Annotated in this window: 21 protein-coding genes and 3 tRNA genes; 10 read left to right on the top strand and 14 right to left on the bottom strand. The window is 18.2% G+C overall.

All coding sequences use genetic code 11. From position 1 onward, the window contains the following. Nucleotides 1–54: 54 nt before the first annotated feature. A complete protein-coding gene (gene pyrE / locus M5J13_RS00710) occupies nt 55–732 on the top strand; it encodes an orotate phosphoribosyltransferase (RefSeq protein ID WP_252837409.1) in 678 nt (225 codons plus the stop codon). On the opposite strand, the gene dut is transcribed toward pyrE, so the two are convergent. The 8 genes from dut to pgi all read right to left on the bottom strand — a co-directional run bounded on the left by dut (nt 701) and on the right by pgi (nt 8,257). Next, the gene (gene dut, locus M5J13_RS00705) at nt 701–1,159 is read right to left on the bottom strand and encodes a dUTP diphosphatase (protein WP_252837408.1); all 459 of its coding nucleotides are present in this window, start codon (nt 1,157–1,159) and stop codon (nt 701–703) included. The two genes, pyrE and dut, sit on opposite strands and share 32 nt — an antisense overlap. A gap of 79 nt (nt 1,160–1,238) precedes the next feature. Further along, nucleotides 1,239–1,697, bottom strand: a complete 459-nt coding sequence (gene rplI / locus M5J13_RS00700) for a 50S ribosomal protein L9 (RefSeq protein ID WP_252837407.1) — start codon at nt 1,695–1,697, stop codon at nt 1,239–1,241. Nucleotides 1,698–1,732: 35 nt separating this feature from the next. Beyond that, a complete protein-coding gene (gene rpsR / locus M5J13_RS00695) occupies nt 1,733–1,960 on the bottom strand; it encodes a 30S ribosomal protein S18 (RefSeq protein ID WP_252837406.1) in 228 nt (75 codons plus the stop codon). A gap of 36 nt (nt 1,961–1,996) precedes the next feature. Continuing rightward, entirely contained in the window at nt 1,997–2,368 is a 372-nt protein-coding gene (gene rpsF, locus M5J13_RS00690) for a 30S ribosomal protein S6 (protein WP_289846677.1), read from the bottom strand. Nucleotides 2,369–2,478: 110 nt separating this feature from the next. Continuing rightward, nucleotides 2,479–3,996 (bottom strand): ribonuclease R family protein, encoded by a 1,518-nt coding sequence (locus M5J13_RS00685; protein ID WP_289846680.1) that lies wholly within the window; start codon nt 3,994–3,996, stop codon nt 2,479–2,481. Between the two features lie 167 nt (nt 3,997–4,163). Continuing rightward, entirely contained in the window at nt 4,164–5,483 is a 1,320-nt protein-coding gene (locus M5J13_RS00680; RefSeq protein WP_252837404.1) for an adenylosuccinate synthase, read from the bottom strand. 129 nt (nt 5,484–5,612) lie between these two features. Then, a complete protein-coding gene (gene miaA, locus M5J13_RS00675) occupies nt 5,613–6,554 on the bottom strand; it encodes a tRNA (adenosine(37)-N6)-dimethylallyltransferase MiaA (RefSeq protein ID WP_252837403.1) in 942 nt (313 codons plus the stop codon). 59 nt (nt 6,555–6,613) lie between these two features. Then, complete coding sequence (gene pgi, locus M5J13_RS00670) at nt 6,614–8,257, bottom strand: glucose-6-phosphate isomerase (RefSeq protein WP_252837402.1); 1,644 nt, start codon at nt 8,255–8,257, stop codon at nt 6,614–6,616. Between the two features lie 129 nt (nt 8,258–8,386). Between pgi and orn the strand changes: the two genes are divergently transcribed. From orn to M5J13_RS00650, 4 genes are all read left to right on the top strand, one after another. Next, nucleotides 8,387–8,923: an oligoribonuclease gene (orn, locus tag M5J13_RS00665; protein WP_252837401.1), complete on the top strand. Its 537-nt coding sequence runs from the start codon at nt 8,387–8,389 to the stop codon at nt 8,921–8,923. A gap of 98 nt (nt 8,924–9,021) precedes the next feature. Next, nucleotides 9,022–9,094 (top strand) — tRNA-Gly (locus tag M5J13_RS00660). A 246-nt stretch (nt 9,095–9,340) separates the two neighbouring features. Next, nucleotides 9,341–10,882: an anthranilate synthase component 1 gene (locus M5J13_RS00655; RefSeq protein ID WP_252837400.1), complete on the top strand. Its 1,542-nt coding sequence runs from the start codon at nt 9,341–9,343 to the stop codon at nt 10,880–10,882. Nucleotides 10,883–10,899: 17 nt separating this feature from the next. Then, nucleotides 10,900–11,478, top strand: coding sequence for an aminodeoxychorismate/anthranilate synthase component II (locus M5J13_RS00650; protein ID WP_252837399.1), 579 nt, complete (start codon nt 10,900–10,902; stop codon nt 11,476–11,478). Nucleotides 11,479–11,531: 53 nt separating this feature from the next. Here the strand turns inward: M5J13_RS00650 and rpmE are convergent, their stop codons facing one another. Then, nucleotides 11,532–11,738, bottom strand: coding sequence for a 50S ribosomal protein L31 (rpmE, locus tag M5J13_RS00645; RefSeq protein ID WP_252837398.1), 207 nt, complete (start codon nt 11,736–11,738; stop codon nt 11,532–11,534). Nucleotides 11,739–11,968: 230 nt separating this feature from the next. Between rpmE and hslV the strand changes: the two genes are divergently transcribed. The 3 genes from hslV (at nt 11,969) to M5J13_RS00630 (ending at nt 14,802) form a co-directional block, all read left to right on the top strand. After that, nucleotides 11,969–12,499, top strand: coding sequence for an ATP-dependent protease subunit HslV (gene hslV / locus M5J13_RS00640; RefSeq protein WP_252837397.1), 531 nt, complete (start codon nt 11,969–11,971; stop codon nt 12,497–12,499). A gap of 11 nt (nt 12,500–12,510) precedes the next feature. Next, nucleotides 12,511–13,848, top strand: coding sequence for an HslU--HslV peptidase ATPase subunit (hslU, locus tag M5J13_RS00635; protein WP_252837396.1), 1,338 nt, complete (start codon nt 12,511–12,513; stop codon nt 13,846–13,848). A gap of 201 nt (nt 13,849–14,049) precedes the next feature. Further along, nucleotides 14,050–14,802 (top strand): FAD-binding oxidoreductase, encoded by a 753-nt coding sequence (locus M5J13_RS00630; protein ID WP_252837395.1) that lies wholly within the window; start codon nt 14,050–14,052, stop codon nt 14,800–14,802. Between the two features lie 162 nt (nt 14,803–14,964). Here the strand turns inward: M5J13_RS00630 and M5J13_RS00625 are convergent, their stop codons facing one another. Then, on the bottom strand, nt 14,965–16,002 hold the full coding sequence (locus M5J13_RS00625) for a hypothetical protein (RefSeq protein ID WP_252837394.1): 1,038 nt from the start codon (nt 16,000–16,002) through the stop codon (nt 14,965–14,967). Between the two features lie 282 nt (nt 16,003–16,284). Here M5J13_RS00625 and M5J13_RS00620 point away from each other — a divergent pair, with 282 nt between their 5' ends. After that, on the top strand, nt 16,285–16,926 hold the full coding sequence (locus tag M5J13_RS00620) for a class I SAM-dependent methyltransferase (protein ID WP_354667639.1): 642 nt from the start codon (nt 16,285–16,287) through the stop codon (nt 16,924–16,926). Here M5J13_RS00620 and M5J13_RS00615 read toward each other — a convergent pair. Then, complete coding sequence (locus M5J13_RS00615) at nt 16,923–18,146, bottom strand: MFS transporter (RefSeq protein WP_252837393.1); 1,224 nt, start codon at nt 18,144–18,146, stop codon at nt 16,923–16,925. The two genes, M5J13_RS00620 and M5J13_RS00615, sit on opposite strands and share 4 nt — an antisense overlap. Nucleotides 18,147–18,289: 143 nt before the next feature. Continuing rightward, complete coding sequence (gene dapF, locus M5J13_RS00610) at nt 18,290–19,132, bottom strand: diaminopimelate epimerase (protein ID WP_252837392.1); 843 nt, start codon at nt 19,130–19,132, stop codon at nt 18,290–18,292. Between the two features lie 137 nt (nt 19,133–19,269). Here dapF and cyaY point away from each other — a divergent pair, with 137 nt between their 5' ends. Next, complete coding sequence (cyaY, locus tag M5J13_RS00605; RefSeq protein WP_252837391.1) at nt 19,270–19,605, top strand: iron donor protein CyaY; 336 nt, start codon at nt 19,270–19,272, stop codon at nt 19,603–19,605. Nucleotides 19,606–19,652: 47 nt separating this feature from the next. Here the strand turns inward: cyaY and M5J13_RS00600 are convergent. Both M5J13_RS00600 and M5J13_RS00595 read right to left on the bottom strand, forming a co-directional pair. Further along, a tRNA-Pro gene (locus M5J13_RS00600) sits at nt 19,653–19,726 on the bottom strand. A 103-nt stretch (nt 19,727–19,829) separates the two neighbouring features. Then, a tRNA-His gene (locus tag M5J13_RS00595) sits at nt 19,830–19,905 on the bottom strand. Nucleotides 19,906–20,020 lie beyond the last annotated feature (115 nt).

Below are 20,020 nucleotides of genomic sequence, written 5' to 3'. Positions count from 1 at the left end.
TTTTAATTAATTTATTAAATAAAAAACATAGAATTTAAAGAAAAAGGTTCAAAAATGAAAGAAATAAAAAAAAAATTTATTAAATTTATATTAAAAAAAAAAATTTTAATATTTGGAAATTTTATCCTTAAATCAAAAATAAAAAGTCCATATTTTTTTAATATTTCTTCATTATCTACTGGAAAAGATTTGTATACTTTAGGAAAATTTTATGCTAAAACTTTAATTAAATTAAATATAAAATTTGATTCTTTATTTGGAATAGCATATAAAGGAATTCCTATTCTTATAGCAACAGTAATTGCTTTAAAAAATAAATTTAATATAAACGTTCCTTATTCTTTTAATAGAAAAGAAACCAAAACATATGGAGAAAAAGGAAATATTGTTGGAAATTTAATTAAAGGAAAAATAATAATTATAGATGATGTATTCACTTCTGGAACAGCAATAAAAAATGCTATTAAAATTATTAAAAAATATAAAGATATAAAAATAAAACATATATTATTATCATTAGATAGAAAAGAATTTAAAGAATTAAATTTATCTAAAAACAAAAGGAAAAAAAATTCGTTTCAAATATCTTCAATAATTAATATAAATGATATTATTCATTATCTAAAAAAAAAAAATATAATGAAAAAAGAATTAAAAATATTAATTAAACATAAATTAAAAAAAAAAGAATTCGAAAAAACTAAGAAATTCCAGTATGACCAAAACCTTTAATTCCTCTTTTGCTTTTTTTAGAAAAATTTTTTACAATATTAAATTTTACCTTTTTAATAGAAAAAAATAACATTTGAGCAATTCTATCATTAGGATAAATAATATATTTCTTATTACTTCTATTCCATAAAGAAATCATAATTTCTCCTTGATAATCAGAATCAATTAAACCAATTGAATTTCCTAATATAATTCCATGTTTATGACCTAAACCAGAACGAGGAAGTATAATACATGCTATAGAAGAATCTTGAATATCAATAGCAATTCCAGTAGGAAATAAAAAAGACTCATTACCTTTTAAAACAATTTTTTTTAAAATACATGCTCTTAAATCCATTCCAGAAGAACCAAAAGTAGAATATTCAGGAATAAAAATTTTATTTTTTGAACTTGATTTTAAAATTTTTATATCAATTTTTTTCATAAAAATATTATCTATATAAGTTTAATTTAATTAATTTAAAAAATATTATTAAAGATAAAAAAATAAGCGAAAAATCTTATTATGTATTTTCTTTAGATTTAATTAAAATTTTTATTTGAACACTAACTTCTTTATGCGGTTTAAAAATAAAAAAATGCTCTCCAACAGTTTTCAATACTTTATTTTTTAATTTTATTTCTGATTTTTTTATATTAATTCCTAACTCTAAAAATTTTCTAGAAATATCACGAGAATTAATAGACCCAAATAATTTTCCATTACTTCCTGATTTAGAAAATAAAACAATATTTTTAAATTTTTTAACTTCTTTTGCACGTAATTTTGCTAAAATCAATGCTTTAGAAATTTTTTCTTCTAAAATTCTTTTTTTATTTTCAAAATAATTTATATTTTCTTGAAAAGCAGGTAAAGCAATATTTTTAGGAAATAAAAAATTTCTTGCATAACCTGGTTTTACTTTAACAATATCTCCTAATAATCCTAATCTTTTAAAAGAAACTAAAAGTATAACATTCATATGTTAACCCTTATATTAAAATATAAAAAAAGTTTTTATTTATGATGATCAGTATATGGAATTAAAGAAAGATAACGAGCTATTTTTATAGCTTTTGATAACTGACGTTGATATTTTGCTTTTGTTCCAGTAATTCTACTAGGAACAATTTTTCCACTTTCAGTAATATAATTTTTTAAAATAAAAATATCTTTATAATCTATTTTTTTAATACCTTCAGATGTAAATCTACAAAATTTTCTTCTACGAAAATAACGAATCATATTTTTTCCTAAATTTATAAATAAATAAAAAAAAAATTATACATTAATTTTTTTTATAACAATATTTTCTTTTTTATCTTGATTTTCTAATTTTTCTTTTAAAATCGGAGACATTTTTGAAATTTTTTTATTTACTCCAATAATAATATATCTAATAATAGAATCATTTAATTTTAAATTATTTTCGATTTTATTAATATTTTTAGAAGGTAATTCTATATTTATTAAAATATAATGAGCTTTACTTAATTTTTTAATTTGATATGATAACTGTCTTCTTCCCCAATCTTCTAAACGAGTAATATTACCTGAAAGATCAGATATAATTTTTTTATATTCTAAAATAATTTTATTAGATTTTTCACTTTTATCTGGATGAATCATAAAAACGATTTCGTAATAACGCACGTTAAAAAATTCCTTATATTAAAATTTTTTATTAAAATAATATTAATAAAATATATTACCACAAGAATACTTTAGAAATAAAAATATTATAATTAGTTTAAAAAACTAAATTATAAAAGAGATAAATTCATTGTTTTATTTCTTTTTTGAATAGATATTATTTTTACAAAAACTTTCTCTCCAATAGAAAATTTTTTTTTAGACCGTTTTCCATGAAGAGTCATATTTTTTTTATTATAATAATAATAATCATCTTTTAATTGAGATACATGAACCAACCCTTCTATAAAAAAAGAATTTAATCTAACAAAAAAACCAAATTCAGTTATATGAGAAATTATTCCTAAAAAACTTTTTCCTATTTTTTTTTTCATATATTCTAACTTTAATACTTCAATAACAAATTTATAAGCTTTATCTGCTCTTTTTTCAGTTATTGAACATTTTTTACCAATTTTTTTAAAATCTTTTAAATTAAAAGAAAAACTTTTTTTAGAATTAATATTATATAATTTTTTTTTATTTTTATTTTTTAAAAAAAATTTAACAGCTCTATGAACTGTTAAATCTGAATACCTTCTAATAGGAGAAGTAAAATGTGTATAAAATTTCTCAGCTAAACCAAAATGTCCAATATTTTTTTCACTATAAAAAGCTTTTTTAGTAGATTTTAATAAAGCTAATTCTATAATCTCTTTATAAGGTTTACTTCGAATTTTATAAAATAATTTAAAATAATCGTTTAATAAAGGTTTTTTTCCTCCAGTTAATATAAGGTTAAATTTTTTTAATAAATTTCTAAAGTTTTTAATTTTAATATCATTAGGATATTCATGATTTCTAAATAATGAAAAAACATTATATTTATTTAATAAAATAGCAGTAGATTTATTTGCTAATATCATACATGATTCAATTAAATTATGAGCTTTATTTTTTTTTTTAGTTAATATTTTTTTTATTTTAAAATACGTATCAAAAATAAAAATAGGTTCATTATTTTGAAATAAAATCATTTTTTTTAAATTTTTATTTTTAGATAAAATTTTATTTAAAAAATATAAATTTTTTAAATTATCTCTTATATTAGAAAATTTTTTTTTATAAAAATTGTTTTTTTTCCATAACTTAATTACATTAGAATAAGTTAATCTTGCATGAGATCTAATCACAGCTTTATAATGTTTATAACTTAATAAATCTCCTTTATTAGATAAAGTCATTTCACATATAATACAAAATTTTTCTTGATTAGGTAATAATGAAAACATATTAGTGGATAATTCTTCGGGAAACATAGGAATAACTTTTAAAGGAAAATAAATAGAAGTTCCTCTATTAAAAGCTTCTTTATCTAAAAAAGAATTTTTTTTAACATAAAAACTTACATCTGATATAGCTACTAAAAGCTTCCATTGAAAACCATTTTTTATTTTATAACAATAAATTGCATCATCAAAATCATAAGAATCTTTTTCGTCAATTGTAATAAAAGAAATATTTCTTAAATCTTTTCTAGATTTAAAATTATTTTTAAATGTTTTATTTTTTAATGTATTAATTTCTTTAATAATTTTATTTGACCAAAAATTTGGAATATTAAATTTTTTTAATGCTTGATTACAAATACTAATAGCATTTATTTTTTTTTTAAATATTTTTATATTAATTATCCTATTTTATATTAAAACATATTTAATAAAATTAAAATTTTAATATTTTTATTATATATATTTTTAAAAATTAACTTAAATTAAAAAAATTATTTTTTATAATTATTTTTAATACATGAATTTTAATTTTTATAATTTACAAAAGTTTTTATTTTATTATTAATGAAAATAGTATTATTACGTTCTGGACCAGTAGAAATTAAATCTATATCAATTTTAATAAAATTTTTAATAAAACTAATATATTTTTGAGTTAATACTGGTAAATCTTTAAATAAAACTATTCCTCGAATAGATTTCTTCCAACCTTTAAAAACTTTATAAACTGGAATAATTTCTTCCCAATCTTTCTGAGTTATAGGATAAAAATTAATTTCTTTTTTAGAAAATTTATTAATATATTTAATACAAACTTTTATTTCATTTAAATTATCTAAAACATCTAACTTTGTTAAACATAAACCAGATATAGAATTTATTTTTATCATTCTTTTTAATAAAACTAAATCTAACCATCCAGTTCTTCTTTTTCTTCCAGTTGTACTTCCAAACTCTTTTCCAATTTTACATAAATATTTATGAACGTCATTAAATAATTCAGTTGGAAAAGGTCCATTACCTACTCTAGTAGTATAAACTTTAGAAATTCCCATAATATAATTAATATTTTTAATTCCTAAACCAGTTCCAGTAATAATTCCTCCAATACTACTATTAGAAGAACTAACATACGGATATGTTCCATAATCTATATCTAAAAGAGATCCTTGAGCACCTTCAAATATTATTTTTGATTTTTTTTTTATTTTTTTATTTAATAATTTACTAACATCTTGAATCATATTCTTTATTTTATTAAAATATTTTAAAGAATCAAAATAAATTTTTTTATAAGATACTGGATTTTTTTTAAAATAATTAACTAATTGAAAATTATAATAATGAACATTTTTTTTTAAAATATAAGAAAAATAATTAGTATCATACAAATCACTTATTCTAATAGATCTTCTAGCTATTTTATCTTCATAAGCTGGCCCAATTCCTTTATGAGTAGTTCCAATTATTTTAGATTCTTTATTTTTTTCACGAGCTCTATCTAAAGAAATATGATATTCAAAAATTAAAGAAATAGAATTAGATAATATTAAACGATCTTGAATAAAAATTTTATTTTTTTTTAAAAAATTTATTTCTTTAACTAAATCAGGTAAAGAAACAACTACTCCATTACCTAAAACTGCTTTTACATTTTTATATAATACACAAGAAGGTATTAAGTGTAAAATAGTCTTTTTTTTATCTACTAATAAAGTATGACCTGCATTATTTCCTCCTTGATATCTAACAACATAATTTGAATTTTTAGATAATAAATCAACAATTTTACCTTTTCCTTCATCACCCCATTGCATTCCTAATACAGCAATATTTTTAATCAAAATAGATTTCACCTATTATAATATTTATTTTTAATATTAAAAAAATATTTTTAATTTTATTTTTTAAAAATTTATTTTATACATAAAAGAATATTTTTTTTTTTAAATTTAAAAAATAAAATATTTTTATTATTTTAAAAAAAATTTTTCTATTTTATTTAAAATAAAATTTATAGAAAATTTTAATTTTTCACTATCTATCCAAAATGCATCTTTGTAATTTATTAACCATTTCATTTGATTTTTTGCTAATTTTTTAGTAGATAAAACAGTTTGGAAAAACATTTTTTTATAATTTATATGACCAAAAATATAATCATACATTTCTTTATAACCTAAACAATTCATTCCTGGACTATTTTTATTAAAAAATTTTTTAGAAATAAGATTTTCTACTTCTTTTTGAAAACCTAAAGATAACATTTTTTCAAATCTATATTCTATTTTTTTATGTAGAATATTTTTATTTTTTGGAGAAATAATAAATTTTAATGAATTATATGGAAATTTATAATTTTTAAATTTAATTAAATCACTCATCTTTTTTTTAGATAAATAATATACTTCTAAAGCTCTTAATATTCGTTGAGAATCATTAGGATGAATTCTAAAAGCAGAAATAGGATCTATTGAAATTAATTTTTTATGTAAATTATTTTTTGAATTATGAAAAAATTTTTTTAAAAGAACTTTTCTTAAATTATCATTTCTAGCTGGAAGAGGAGATAAACCATTTAATAAAGAATTATAATAAAACATAGTTCCTCCAACTAATACAGGAATTCTTTTATTAGAAAAACTTTTTTTAATTTCAAATAATGCATCTTGTTTAAAATTCTCAGCAGAATAATATTCATTAATACTTCTAATATTAATTAAACTATGAGGAGCAAATTTTAATTCTTCTTTAGTAGGTTTAGCTGTTCCTATTTCTAATTCCTTATAAACTAAACCAGAATCAACACTAATTAAATCAATAGGTAAAAATTTACTTAATTTAATAGCTAATTTTGTTTTATTAGAAGCAGTAGGACCCATTAAAAAAATAACATTTTTTTTACTATTATTCATATAATTTATAAAAATAATTTTTTGTTTAAAATATTATATAAAAAAAATAAATAAAAAATCTATTTTTTTGAATTATAAAAATTTATTAAACCATTTGTAGAACAATCATATTTATTAGAAATATTTTTTTTTTTTAAAGTTAATAAAATATCTTTAGCAATATTCTTTCCTAATTCTACCCCCCATTGATCAAAACTAAATATATTTAATATAACTCCTTGAGAAAAAACTTTATGTTCATACATAGCAATTAATGCTCCTAAAGTATAAGGAGTAATTTTATCAATTAAAAAAGAATTTGTAGGTTGATTACCTGGACACTCTTTATAAATAAAAAATTTTTTCTTAATTTCTTTATTTTTAAAAATTTTATTTTTAGAATTTTTGTTTAAAGAATTTCCAAATGCTAATGCTTTCGTTTGAGCAAAAAAATGAGAAATTAATTTAATATGATGATTATTAATATTATTATGAGTATGAATAGGAATAATAAAATCTGAAGGAATTAATTTTGTACCTTGATGTAAAAGTTGAAAAAATGAATGTTGACTATTAGTTCCATTTTCTCCCCAAATAATTGATCCAGTTTGAAAAGAAACAACATTAAAATTTCGATCTATTCTTTTTCCATTAGATTCCATATATAACTGTTGTAAATATGAAGAAAATTTATGCATATATTGATCATATGTATAAATCGCTTCTGTTTGTGATTTAAAAAAATTATTATACCATATACTTATTAAAGCTAATAAAACTGGAATATTTTTTTTAAAAGGAGAATTTAAAAAATGATTATCCATATCATAAGCACCTTCAAGTAATAAAGAAAAATTATCATACCCAATAGATAAAACAATAGAAAATCCAATAGAAGACCATAAAGAATAACGACCTCCAACCCAATCCCAAAAAGGAATAAAATTTTTTTTATCAATTCCAAATTTCATTACTTTATTTTTATTTGCCGATAAAGCTATAAAATGTTTAGATAAATCAGATTTTAAAAAATTTGAATTTTTTAAAAATAATTTTTTTACAGTTTTTGCATTAGTCATTGTTTCTTGTGTAGTAAAAGTTTTTGATGAAATTAAAAAAATAGTTGATTCTAAATTAATTTTTTTTAATATTTGAAAAATATGACTTCCATCAAGATTAGAAACAAAATGAACTTTTAAACGATTTTTATAAGGAGTTAATGATTCAGTAACCATTAAAGGACCTAAATCTGATCCTCCTATTCCAATATTTACAATATCGGTAATATATTTTCCTGTATAACCTCTCCATTTTTTATTTATAATAAAATTAGAAATATTTTTCATTTTTTTTAATGATTGAAAAACTTTTTTTGAAATATTTTTTCCGTTTATAAATATATTTTTTTTATCAAAATTTCTTAAAACTGTATGTAAAACTGGTTTATTTTCTGTAACATTAATAAATTTTCCATTAAACATGGATAATATAGAATTTTTTAAACCACATTCTTTAGCCAAATTTATTAAATAAGTTAATGTTTTATCTGTAATTCTATTTTTAGAAAAATCTAAAAATATTAAATCTTTAAAACTTAATGAAAATTTTTTAAATCTATTTACATCTTCTAAAAAAAAATCTTTCATATGTTTATCTTTTATTACTAAAAAATGTTTATATAATTTCTTCCAAGATTTAGTAAAAATTGGATTAATATTTTTCATTATTATGATCACTTTTTTTATGAAAAAAAATATAAAATAATTATATATAAAAAAAAAAGATTTTAAAAAAAAAAAAAAATATGTATGATAAAAATATATTTAATTTAAAAAAAATTATTTTTATATATGATGAAAAAAAATTTAGTTTGGATAGATTTAGAAATGACTGGATTATGTCCAAAAAAACATAAAATTTTAGAAATTGCAGTATCAATAACAGATTCTAATTTAAATATTTTAACAAAAGAATTAGTAATAAATATACATCAATGTTCTAAAGAACTAAAAAAAATGAATGAATGGAATAAAAAAACTCATAATAAAACAGGTTTAATTAAAAAAGTAAAAAAAAGTAAATACGATGAAAAAAAAGCAGAAAAAATAATTATAAATTTTCTAAAAAAATGGATAAAAAAAAATCAATCTCCTTTATGTGGTAATACAATTTGGAAAGACAGACAATTTTTAAAAAAATACATGCCAAATCTAGAATCTTATTTTCATTATAGAAACATTGATATTAGTACTATTAAAGAATTATATCATAGATGGAAAAAAAACCACTGGAAAAATTATAATAAAAAAAATAATCATTCAGCTTTACAAGATATTAGAGATTCTATTAAAGAACTATTATTTTATAAAAAAAATTTTTTTATAAAATAATTACTTAATTGTAAAGATATCTTGAAAATATTTAGTATATAATATAATATATATAAGTATTTTTTAAAATTAATTTTATTAATAAAAATCTTTAAATTGCGGGAATAGCTCAGTTGGTAGAGCGCAACCTTGCCAAGGTTGAGGTCGCGAGTTCGAGACTCGTTTCCCGCTAATAAAAAAATATTTAAATATATTTAAATTTTTGAAATTTAATAAAAAAATTAATTTTCATTATATTAAATATATTTAATATTATTTAGAAAAATTAAAAAACCTTATTAATAAAAAAAAAATTTAAATTTTTTATAAAAATTTTTTATAAATTTTTTTTTAAAATATCTTAATACTGCTATTTCATATAAAAAATTATACTATAAAATTTATTAATTTTTTTAAAAAAGAAATGGAAAGTAACAGATGAAAAAAAAATGTTTAATTAAAGTTATTCAAAAAAAAATAAATTATTATAAAAATCCATTAAAAATATTTAATCACTTTTGTAAATTTAAAAATAATACACTACTTTTAGAATCTGCAGATATTAGTAATAAAAAAAATTTAAAAAGTATTATTATTATTGATAGCGCAATTCGAATTTATTTATTAAAAAATATTGTTTATTTAAAACCACTAACAAAAAATGGTTTATTTTTAACTAAATTTATAGAATCTATCATTTCAAAAAAAATAAAAATAAAAAAAAAAAAAAATACTTTAAAATTAATTTTTAAAATTAAATCTATAAAAAATATTGATGAAGATTCTAAATTAAAAGAAAAATCTGTACTAGATTGTTTTAGAATAATAATTGATAATATTGTAGATTTAAAAAATTATTCAAAATCTATTTTTTTTGGAGGATTATTTTCTTATGATCTAATTACACAATTTGAAAAAATTCCAAAAACAAAAAAAATTCAAAAATGTCCTGATTTTTGTTTTTATTTATCTGAAACTATGATTTTTTTTAACCATAAAAAAAAAAAATCAAAAATTCAATCTACAATATTTACAAAAGATGTATTAGAAAATAAAAAAATAAAAAAAAGAATAATTAATATTCAAAATATTATTAATGAAAAAAATTTTGATAAAATTTATTCTCAAAAAAATTCAAATAAAATAAAAAAAAATCAAAACAAAAAAGAATTTTCAAAAAAAATAAAAAATGCAAAAAAATACATAAAAAACGGAGACATATTTCAAATTGTATTATCAAGAAAATTTTTTATAAAATGCTTATCACCAATTTATTCATACAAAAAACTAAAAAAAAATAATCCAAGTCCATATATGTTTTTTATGAAAGATAAAAAATTTATATTATTTGGATCATCTCCAGAAAGTTTTTTAAAATTTGAACCAAAAAATAGAATTATAGAAATTCATCCTATTGCTGGAACTAGACCTAGAGGAATAAATAATAATGGAAAAATTGATTATGACTTAGATAGCAGAATTGAATTAGAAATGAGAATGAATAAAAAAGAACTTTCAGAACATATTATGTTAGTTGATTTAGCAAGAAATGATTTAGCAAAAATCTGTAAAAAAGGAAGTAGATATGTAAAAAAATTAACACAAGTAGATAAATATTCACATGTAATGCATTTAGTTTCAATAGTAATCGGAAAATTAAAAAAAAAACTAGATATTTTTCATGCTTATCGAGCATGTATGAATATGGGAACTTTAACAGGAGCTCCTAAAATAAAAGCAATGGAATTAATTTCATTAATTGAAAAAGAAACACGAGGAAGTTATGGAGGTTCTATTGGATATTTTACTGGAAAAAAAAAATTAAACACTTGTATAATAATTAGATCAGCATATATAGAAAAAGAAATTGCAACAATACAATCCGGAGCTGGAATTGTATTAGATTCTATTCCTGAAGAAGAATACAAAGAAACATGGAACAAAGCACATGCTGTTATAAAATCTATTTGTAATTCTTAAAAAAAAAGGTTTTAAAAATGTCTGAAATTTTACTTTTAGATAATTTTGATTCGTTTGTATATAATTTAGTTGATCAATTAAAAACTAGTTTTCATAAAGTAATTGTATATAGAAATAATATATCAATATCTAAAATCAATAAAAAAATTTTAAATATGAAAAATCCTATACTAATGTTATCTCCAGGACCAGGAAATCCATTAAATTCTGGAAATATGATGAAAATTTTATATTTATTTAAAGGAAAAATACCAATTATTGGAATTTGCTTAGGATATCAAGCAATTATTCAATCTTATGGAGGTAAAATATATCAATTAAAAAAAATGATACATGGAAAATCTTCAATAATATATCATGATCAAAAATATATGTTTAAAAAAATAAAAAATCCTTTAAGCGTAGCTCGTTATCACTCCTTAACATGTAAAAATATACCTAAAAAACTAAAAATTAATTCAAAAATAAAAAAATTAGCAATGTCAGTAAGAGATAATAAAAATCGAATTTGTGGTTTTCAATTTCATCCAGAATCTATTTTAACTACACATGGAAAAAAAATATTAGATAATACTATATTGTGGGCAAATAATTAAATATTAAAAATATTTTAGAAAAATTTTTATTATATATTTTTTAAAAATTTTTACTAATTAGATATATTAAATCTTTTATTAAATAATTCTATTCTTCCTCCAGTATCAACTACTCTTTGCTTTCCAGTATAAAAAGGATGACAATTAGAACATATATCTAAATTTATATCATTTCCTAATGTATTAAAAAAAATTATTATATTTCCACAAGAACATTTCGCAGAATTAGAAAAATATTTAGGATGAATATTTTTTTTCATAAAATCCTCTAAAATTAAATTCATAAAAAATAATATTAATATATTAAACATAAAAAATAAATATTTATTTTATAAAACTATATTATATTAAAAAAATTTTAAAAAATATATATTAAATCATTTATTAAATAATATATATTATTTATATAAAATAAATTAAAATTTAAAAAAAAATAATTTATAAACTATTAAAAATTAAATTTTTATTAAAATTTATTAAGAAAAAAAAAATGACAACTATATTAAGTATTCGATCTAAAGATAAAGTAGTAATTGGTGGAGATGGACAAGCAACTTTAGGGAGTACTATAATGAAAAGTAATGTAAAAAAAGTTAAAACATTATATAAAAATAAAGTTATATCAGGTTTTGCAGGAGGTACAGCTGACGCTTTTACTTTATTTGAATTATTTGAAAAAAAATTATTAATGTATCAAGGTCAACTGAAAAGAGCAGCTATAGAACTCGCAAAAGATTGGAGAAGTGACAGAATTTTAAGAAAATTAGAAGCTTTATTAGCTGTTGCTGATAAAAAATATTCATTAATAATAACAGGAAATGGAGATGTTATACAACCAGAAGGAAAAATAATAGCTATTGGTTCAGGGGGTTGTTATGCACAAGCTTCAGCTCAAGCATTATTAGATAATACTAATTTAAACGCTTATGATATTGTAAAAAAATCATTAAAAATAGCTGCAAATATTTGTATATATACAAATCATACTTTTACTATAAAAGAACTATCTACAGAAAAGTAAGGAACATAGTTATGCCTGACATGACACCTCAAAGAACTGTAAAAGAATTAAATAAATTTATTATTGGACAATTAGAAGCTAAAAAAGCAGTTTCAATTGCTTTAAGGAATAGATGGAGAAGAATGCAATTAGATAAAGAACTAAAAAATGAAGTAACTCCAAAAAATATACTTATGATTGGTCCTACAGGGGTTGGAAAAACTGAAATAGCTAAAAGATTAGCAAAATTATCTAATGCTCCTTTTATTAAAGTAGAAGCTACAAAATTTACAGAAGTAGGATACGTTGGAAAAGAAGTAGATTCAATTATTAGAGAATTAACAGATATTTCAATAAAAATGATTCGAATAAAAACTATAAAAAATAACAAAAAAAAAGTAAAAAAACTAGCAGAAGAAAGAATTCTAGAAGTTTTAGTTCCAGGAGCAAAAGAACATTTAAAAACAAAAAAAGAAAATAAAAATGAAAGACCTTTAAGCACTATACAATCATTTAGAAAAAAACTTAAAGAAGGAAAATTAGATCAAAAAGAAATTGAAATAAACGTTTTAAAATCACCTATGGGAATAGAAATTATGGCTCCTCCAGGAATGGAAGAACTTACAAATCAATTACAATCATTATTTCAAAATTTAAATGGATCAAAAAAAAACATCAGAAAATTAAAAATAAAAGATGCAATGAAACTTTTAATAGAAGAAGAAGCATCAAAACTAGTAAATCCAGAAATATTAAAAAAAGAAGCTATTAATTCAGTTGAAGAAAATGGAATAGTATTTATTGATGAAATTGATAAAATATGCAAAAGAAATAATAGTTCTGGACCAGATATATCAAGAGAAGGTGTACAAAGAGATTTATTACCCTTAGTAGAAGGATGCACAGTATCTACAAAATATGGAACAGTAAAAACTGATCATATTTTATTTATTACATCTGGAGCTTTTCAAATATCTTCTCCTTCAGATTTAATACCTGAATTACAAGGAAGATTACCTATCCGAGTAGAACTAAAAGCACTAACAATAGATGATTTTGAAAAAATTTTAACAAAACCTAAAGCATCTATAACTATGCAATATAAAGCTTTAATGAAAACAGAAAACGTAAAAATAAACTTTACAAAAAAAGGTATTAGAAAAATAGCTGAAATATCATGGAAAGTTAATGAAAGTATGGAAAATATTGGAGCAAGAAGATTATATACAGTTTTAGAACAACTAATGGAAGATATTTCTTTTAATGCTAGTGAAAAAAAAGGGAAAAAAATTATTATTGATGAAAAATACGTAAATAAACATTTAAATAAACTAAAATCTAAAGAAAATCTTAACCAATTTATTTTATAATATAAAAAAAATAAAAATTTTTAAAAAACTATATTTTAAAAATAATAAAATTTTATATAAAAATTTATAAATAAAAAATATTATATATTTTAATGTTAAATATTAATATATAAATAAAATTATATATTAATATTTAAATAATATAAAAAATATAAATTAAAATATTTTTATTAAAAAAATTTAATTTTTTTCAGGAAATATATGACTAAATGGATTAAAGCAGAAATAAAAAAAATAAAAAATTGTAAAAAAAATCTTATTAAAATAATTTTAAAAGCACCTATTAATAAATTTATAGCAGGACAATTTTCTAAAATATTAATTAAAAATAAAAAAAATAAAAAAAATATTCAAAGAGCATATTCATTTGTAAATCCGCCTAGCTCTTCAAAAATAGAATTTTATATAACATTAATTAAAAAAGGAAAAATGAGTTCAGAATTAGCTATTTTAAATAAAAAATCAACATTATTTATTACAAAAAATTCTTACGGATTTTTTACTTTAAAAGAAATAAAACCATCTAAAATATTATGGATGTTTTCAACTGGAACTGCAATTGGACCATATTTTTCTATTTTACAAGAACAAAAAGATACTAAAAAATTCAAAAAAATAATTTTAATTCATTCAGTACGTTATTTTTCTGATTTAAAATATTTAAACAAAATAAAAAAAATACAAAAAAAATATAAAAAAAAACTAATTATATTAATTACAATAAGTAGAGAAAAAAAAGAAAATTTCTTTCATGGAAGAATTACTAATTTATTTTTAAAAAAAACTTTTGAAAAACATACAAAAACTAAAATGAATAAAAAAAATTCTCATGTTATGTTATGCGGAAATCCTAACATGGTAAAAGAAATGTTTAATTTATTAAAAAAACATAAAAAAATGACAAAAAACCTAAGATCAAAACCTGGAAATATAACAAGAGAAAATTATTGGTAAAAATTTATTAAAAAACACTTAATTTATTTATAAAAATTAAATTATTTAAATTTAAAAAATTTATAAAAAAATATATTCTATATAAATTCAAAACAGAGCACAAAATAATTTTTTTAAAATGTACTCTGTTATTTTATTTTTTATAAAATTTTATAAAATAATTTATTTAAAAAAATAAGTATATTTTACATTTGGAAGATGATCTTTAGATAAAATAAATACAGCGCGCATTCCAAAACGAGAATAATCTGAACTATCAGAATTATCGTCTAACTGACCTAAATGAGTAAAATACATTACTATTAATCTAATATATCCATCTGGCAATTTTGTAATTACATAATTCATATGCGAATTATTTGGATAAAATTTATTAAATTCAGGTTTTTCACTTAAAAAAATTTTATGTGCATTGAGTAAAACTTTTCCATTAACATAATTAGAAATTAATTGTCTATCTTCTAAATTTGGAAAAAATCTTTTTAAATTATTTAAAATTGCACATTTAGAATGTTTATATACATAATGATTTTCAAACTTAAAATTTGATGTAGAATCATATATATCAAAATCTGAAGATAAATTTTTAGTTTTAATTAAATTCAAATATTTTTTTTGTAAATTATATAATAATGATTTAGAACTATCATAATCATTTACTTGATTGAAATCTTTCCAGTTAATATTAACTAAATCAGAACTAATAATATCATCACAAACATCATCTTTAGAATCATTCGGAGTCATTTCAGATAATTTTTCTTTTAAACTGTTTAAATAATCTTCTATAGTAGAATTATCGTCTAAATTATCATCTATTTCATTATAAACTTTTTTATAAATACCTAAATTTTTTAAATAAATATTTGAATTTAAATTATTTAAAAATTTTTTATTATTATTTATATGAAAAGAATTTTTTTTATTTTTTAAAAAAACGTTTTTTTTATTATCTAAATTAAAATGTTTTTTTTTATTAAACAAAAATTTATTAATAAAACTTTTAAAAAATATATTTCTTAATTTTAAATTTTTATTTATATTATTTGATTCAAATTGAAAAGATTTAAAAGAAATAAGATTATTTTTTATGTTATTAGTACGTATATGATTTGTATGATTTTTTTTTGAAGAACTAGAATTTATTCTTTTTTTAGAATAAATATAATCTGTTTTTTTAAGATTGAAAACAGAAATCATATTTTTATCCTTTTTCGGAATACTTACAAATTTTATAAAATAATTAAATTAATTTAAATTTTTTTATTTAAATTAATATTAACAGTTGAAAAAATTATCAAAAATAATTTTTTAAGAAAAAAATATCAAAAAAATATAAATAATAAATATATAAATTAATAAATAAAATTTTTTATAAAAATTTTTGTTATATTATATCATAACGAAATTTAAAAAAAGAAATAAAAAAAAGAAAATGAAAAAAACAAAAATTAAAATTATTTTATTAAAAAAAAAAAATAAATTAAAATTATATCAAATAGATTTAATAAAAAAAAAAAAATAAATTCATTATCTATTAATTTTCTATCCAAATCAATTAATTTTAGAAGAAAATATACAAAAAAAAAAGAAATTATTAATCGAGCAATCAGAATAAAAAATAAAAAAAAAATAACTGTATTAGATGCAACAGCAGGATTAGGAAAAGATTCTTTTATTTTAGCTTCTTTAGGATACAAAGTTTTTATGATAGAAAAAAATAAAACTATTTATAAATTACTATCAAATGGATTAAAAAGAGCAAAAAAAGATAAAAAAATAGGAAAATGGATAAAAAAAAGAATGATTTTATTTCACAATGATAGTTTTAAAATATTCAAAAAAAAAAAAATAATCGCAGATGTTATTTATTTAGATCCTATGTTTATAAAAAAAAAAAAATCTCTTCCTAAAAAAGATTTATTTTTTTTAAGAATTTTATTAAAAAAAAATAAAAATAAAAAATGTTTATTACCTTCAGCAATTAAAGCAGCTAAAACAAAAGTAGTTGTAAAAAGATTTATTAAAGCTCCATTTTTATCTAACAAAAAACCAAATCACATTATTTATGGAAAAAAAATTAGATTTGATATTTATTATAAAGATAAAAAAAACATATATTAATAATCATATTTTATTAATAGAATAAAAATTAAACAAGACGTTAACATAAAATTAATTACACAAAAAACTCCACTCCAACCCCAATAAAACCAAAAAAATCCACCTATACTTCCAAATAAACTTGAACCTAAATAATAAAAAAAAAAGTATAAAGAAGAAATTTCAACTTGATATTTTTTTGATAAAAAACTTATCCAACTACTAGTAGTAGAATGAACTAAAAAAAATCCAGATGTAAAACAAAATAAACCAAAAATTATTAAAAATAAAAAATTATAATATGTTAAAAAAATTCCTAAAATCATTAAAAAAAAAGAACCTATTAATAAATTTATTTTACCGTATTTTTTAGATAAAAAACTAGCTTTTGGAGAAAAATATACTCCTATTAAATATATAAGTGATAAAAAAGAAATAAAAACAGAATTTAAAGAAAAAGGTTTAATGATTAATCTATATCCAATATAATTAAATAAAGTAACAAAACTTCCCATTAAAAAAAAACCAATTAAAAACAAAAAAATACATAATTTTGTTTGAAATGATTTATAAAGATTTTTTAATAAAATTTTAAAATTTAAAACAGAAATTGTAAAATTTTTAGAAGAAGGTAAATTTAAAAAAAATAAAAATGAAATAAACAAAGAAAAAAAACCAATTAAAATAAAAACTAAATTCCAAGAAAAATATTTTATAATAATATTACTAACTAATCTTCCAAAAAAACCACCAATGGTATTTCCGCTAATATATAAACCAATACAAAGAGGTAAAATACTAATTTCAACTTCTTCACTTAAATAAATAATCGCAATAGAAGTAATTCCACTCAAAGAAAATCCAATTAACGATCGAAGAAAAACAATTTCAAACCAATTCTTAGAAAACGAACATATAATTGTTAATAAAGAAGCTAAAAACAAGGATACAAACATAACTTGTTTTCTTCCTATACAATTTGAAATAGAAGCAATAAATAAAGTACCTAATGCCATAGAAATAGTAGAAACAGATAAAGCTAAACTACTTTGAAAAGGAGTTAAATAAAAAATTTTTGAAAAAATAGGTAAAATAGGTTGAATAGAATATAAAATAGAAAAAGCAGAAAAACCAGCTAAAAACAAAGAAAAAATAGTTTTATAAAAATCTGTAGTATTTTTTTTTATATATTTATTATTAATTTTTTTATGAATAAAAACACGATTATTATTTTTTAACATATATAATATAATCCAAATATCAGAATAAATATATATTTAACATATTTTAAAAGAAAAAAAATATAAAACAAAAAAAAAAAAAAAAATTAAAAATAAAAAAAAAAAAAGAAAAAAATAAGAAAAATAAATAATTAAAAATAAAATTAATAATATATTATTCCATCATATACATGTTGAGCAGAACCAAGCATATATATTAAATTTTTATTTTTATTAAATAAAATTTTTAATGTTCCACCTAATAAATCTACCTTAACTTTATGAAATAACTTTTTTTGTTTAATTCCAACTATAACTGCAGCGCAAGCTCCACTTCCACAAGATTGAGTTTCTCCTACATCTCTTTCAAAAACTCTTAAAAGTATATGATTTTTACTTAATATTTGCATAAAACTAACATTTACTTTATTAGGAAAAAAATAATGATTCTCTAAAATAGAACCTATTTTATTAATTTCACATTTATTGATATCTTTTACAATTAAAACACAATGTGGATTACCTAATGAAACAACTCCAAAAAAATATTTTTTTTTATTAATATATAAAGAATAAAAAGATTTTTCAAAATTACTTAAAAAAGGAATACATTTTGGATTAAATTCTGGACTACCCATATTAACTAATACATTATTATTATTTTTTATTGTTAAAGTAATAATTCTATTCTTCGTACTTACTTTAATTTTTTTATTTTTGATTAATTTTTTTTTAAAAACAAATCTAGCAAAACATCTTGCACCATTCCCGCACTGTTCTACCTCTAATCCATTTGAATTAAAAATACGATAATTAAAATTTGTATTTTTAAATATTGGATTTTCTACTATAAGTAATTGATCAAATCCAACTCCAGTATTTCTATTAGAAAATTTTTGTATTAATTTTTTTGTAAAAAAAAATTTTTGAGTTAAAGTTTCAACTAACATAAAATCATTTTTTAACCCATGCATTTTAGAAAAATATAATTTTTTTAAATTTTTCATATAAAATTCACTTTATAAAAAAAAATATTAATTCTAATATATATATAAAAATTTTTATAATAAATTATTTATAAAAAAATAAAATTTAAATTATATAAAAATTTATAAAATTAAAAATAAAATGGTTAAAAAATATTATGTTAAAAAAAAAAATACTAACAACAAAAAAATTTCATATTTTAGTTAATAAATTAATACTTAAAATAGAAAAAAAATTAGATAAATATAATGGAAAATTAAATATTGATTATGAATCGTATAATAAAATACTAAAAATTAATATAAAATATAAAAATGAAATGATAATAAGTAGACAAGAATTCTTAAAACAAATTTGGATAGCTACAAAATATAAAGGATATTATTTTAAATATAAAAATAAAAAATGGATATGTAAAAAAAATAATATTGAAATAAAAAAATTTTTAAATAATTTTTTTAAAAAACACATAAAAGAGAATATTTTTTGTTAAATTTTAAAAAAAATTATATATTTTTTTTTTTATTTTTTTTATTTTTTTCGGCGAAAGAGGATTTGAACCTCTGACCTACTGGTCCCAAACCAGTTGCGCTACCAAACTGCGCTATTCGCCGATAATAAAAAATTTTAAATTAATTTGCTCTTAAATAAAAAATTAAAAAAAAAAAAAAAAATAAGAAAAAGAAAAAAAAAAGAAAATATAATATTTTTTTAAAATGGGGTGGCTAATGGGACTTGAACCCATGACAACTGGAATCACAATCCAGGACTCTACCAACTGAGCTATAGCCACCAAAAATTTTAATTATTTATTAATAATATTATAAAATAAAAAATTTATCAATATAAACAAAATTTATATTTTTATATACCTAAAAAAAATATTACCTGAAATTTTTATTTTTAAT

The sequence above is a fragment of the Buchnera aphidicola (Periphyllus lyropictus) genome (genome assembly GCF_024029895.1).
In the GTDB taxonomy this organism is placed as follows: Bacteria; Pseudomonadota; Gammaproteobacteria; order Enterobacterales; family Enterobacteriaceae; genus Buchnera_J; species Buchnera_J aphidicola_BA.
The sequence above is the reverse complement of the archived record's forward strand: the minus strand, read 5'-3'. Positions and strand labels throughout refer to the sequence as shown.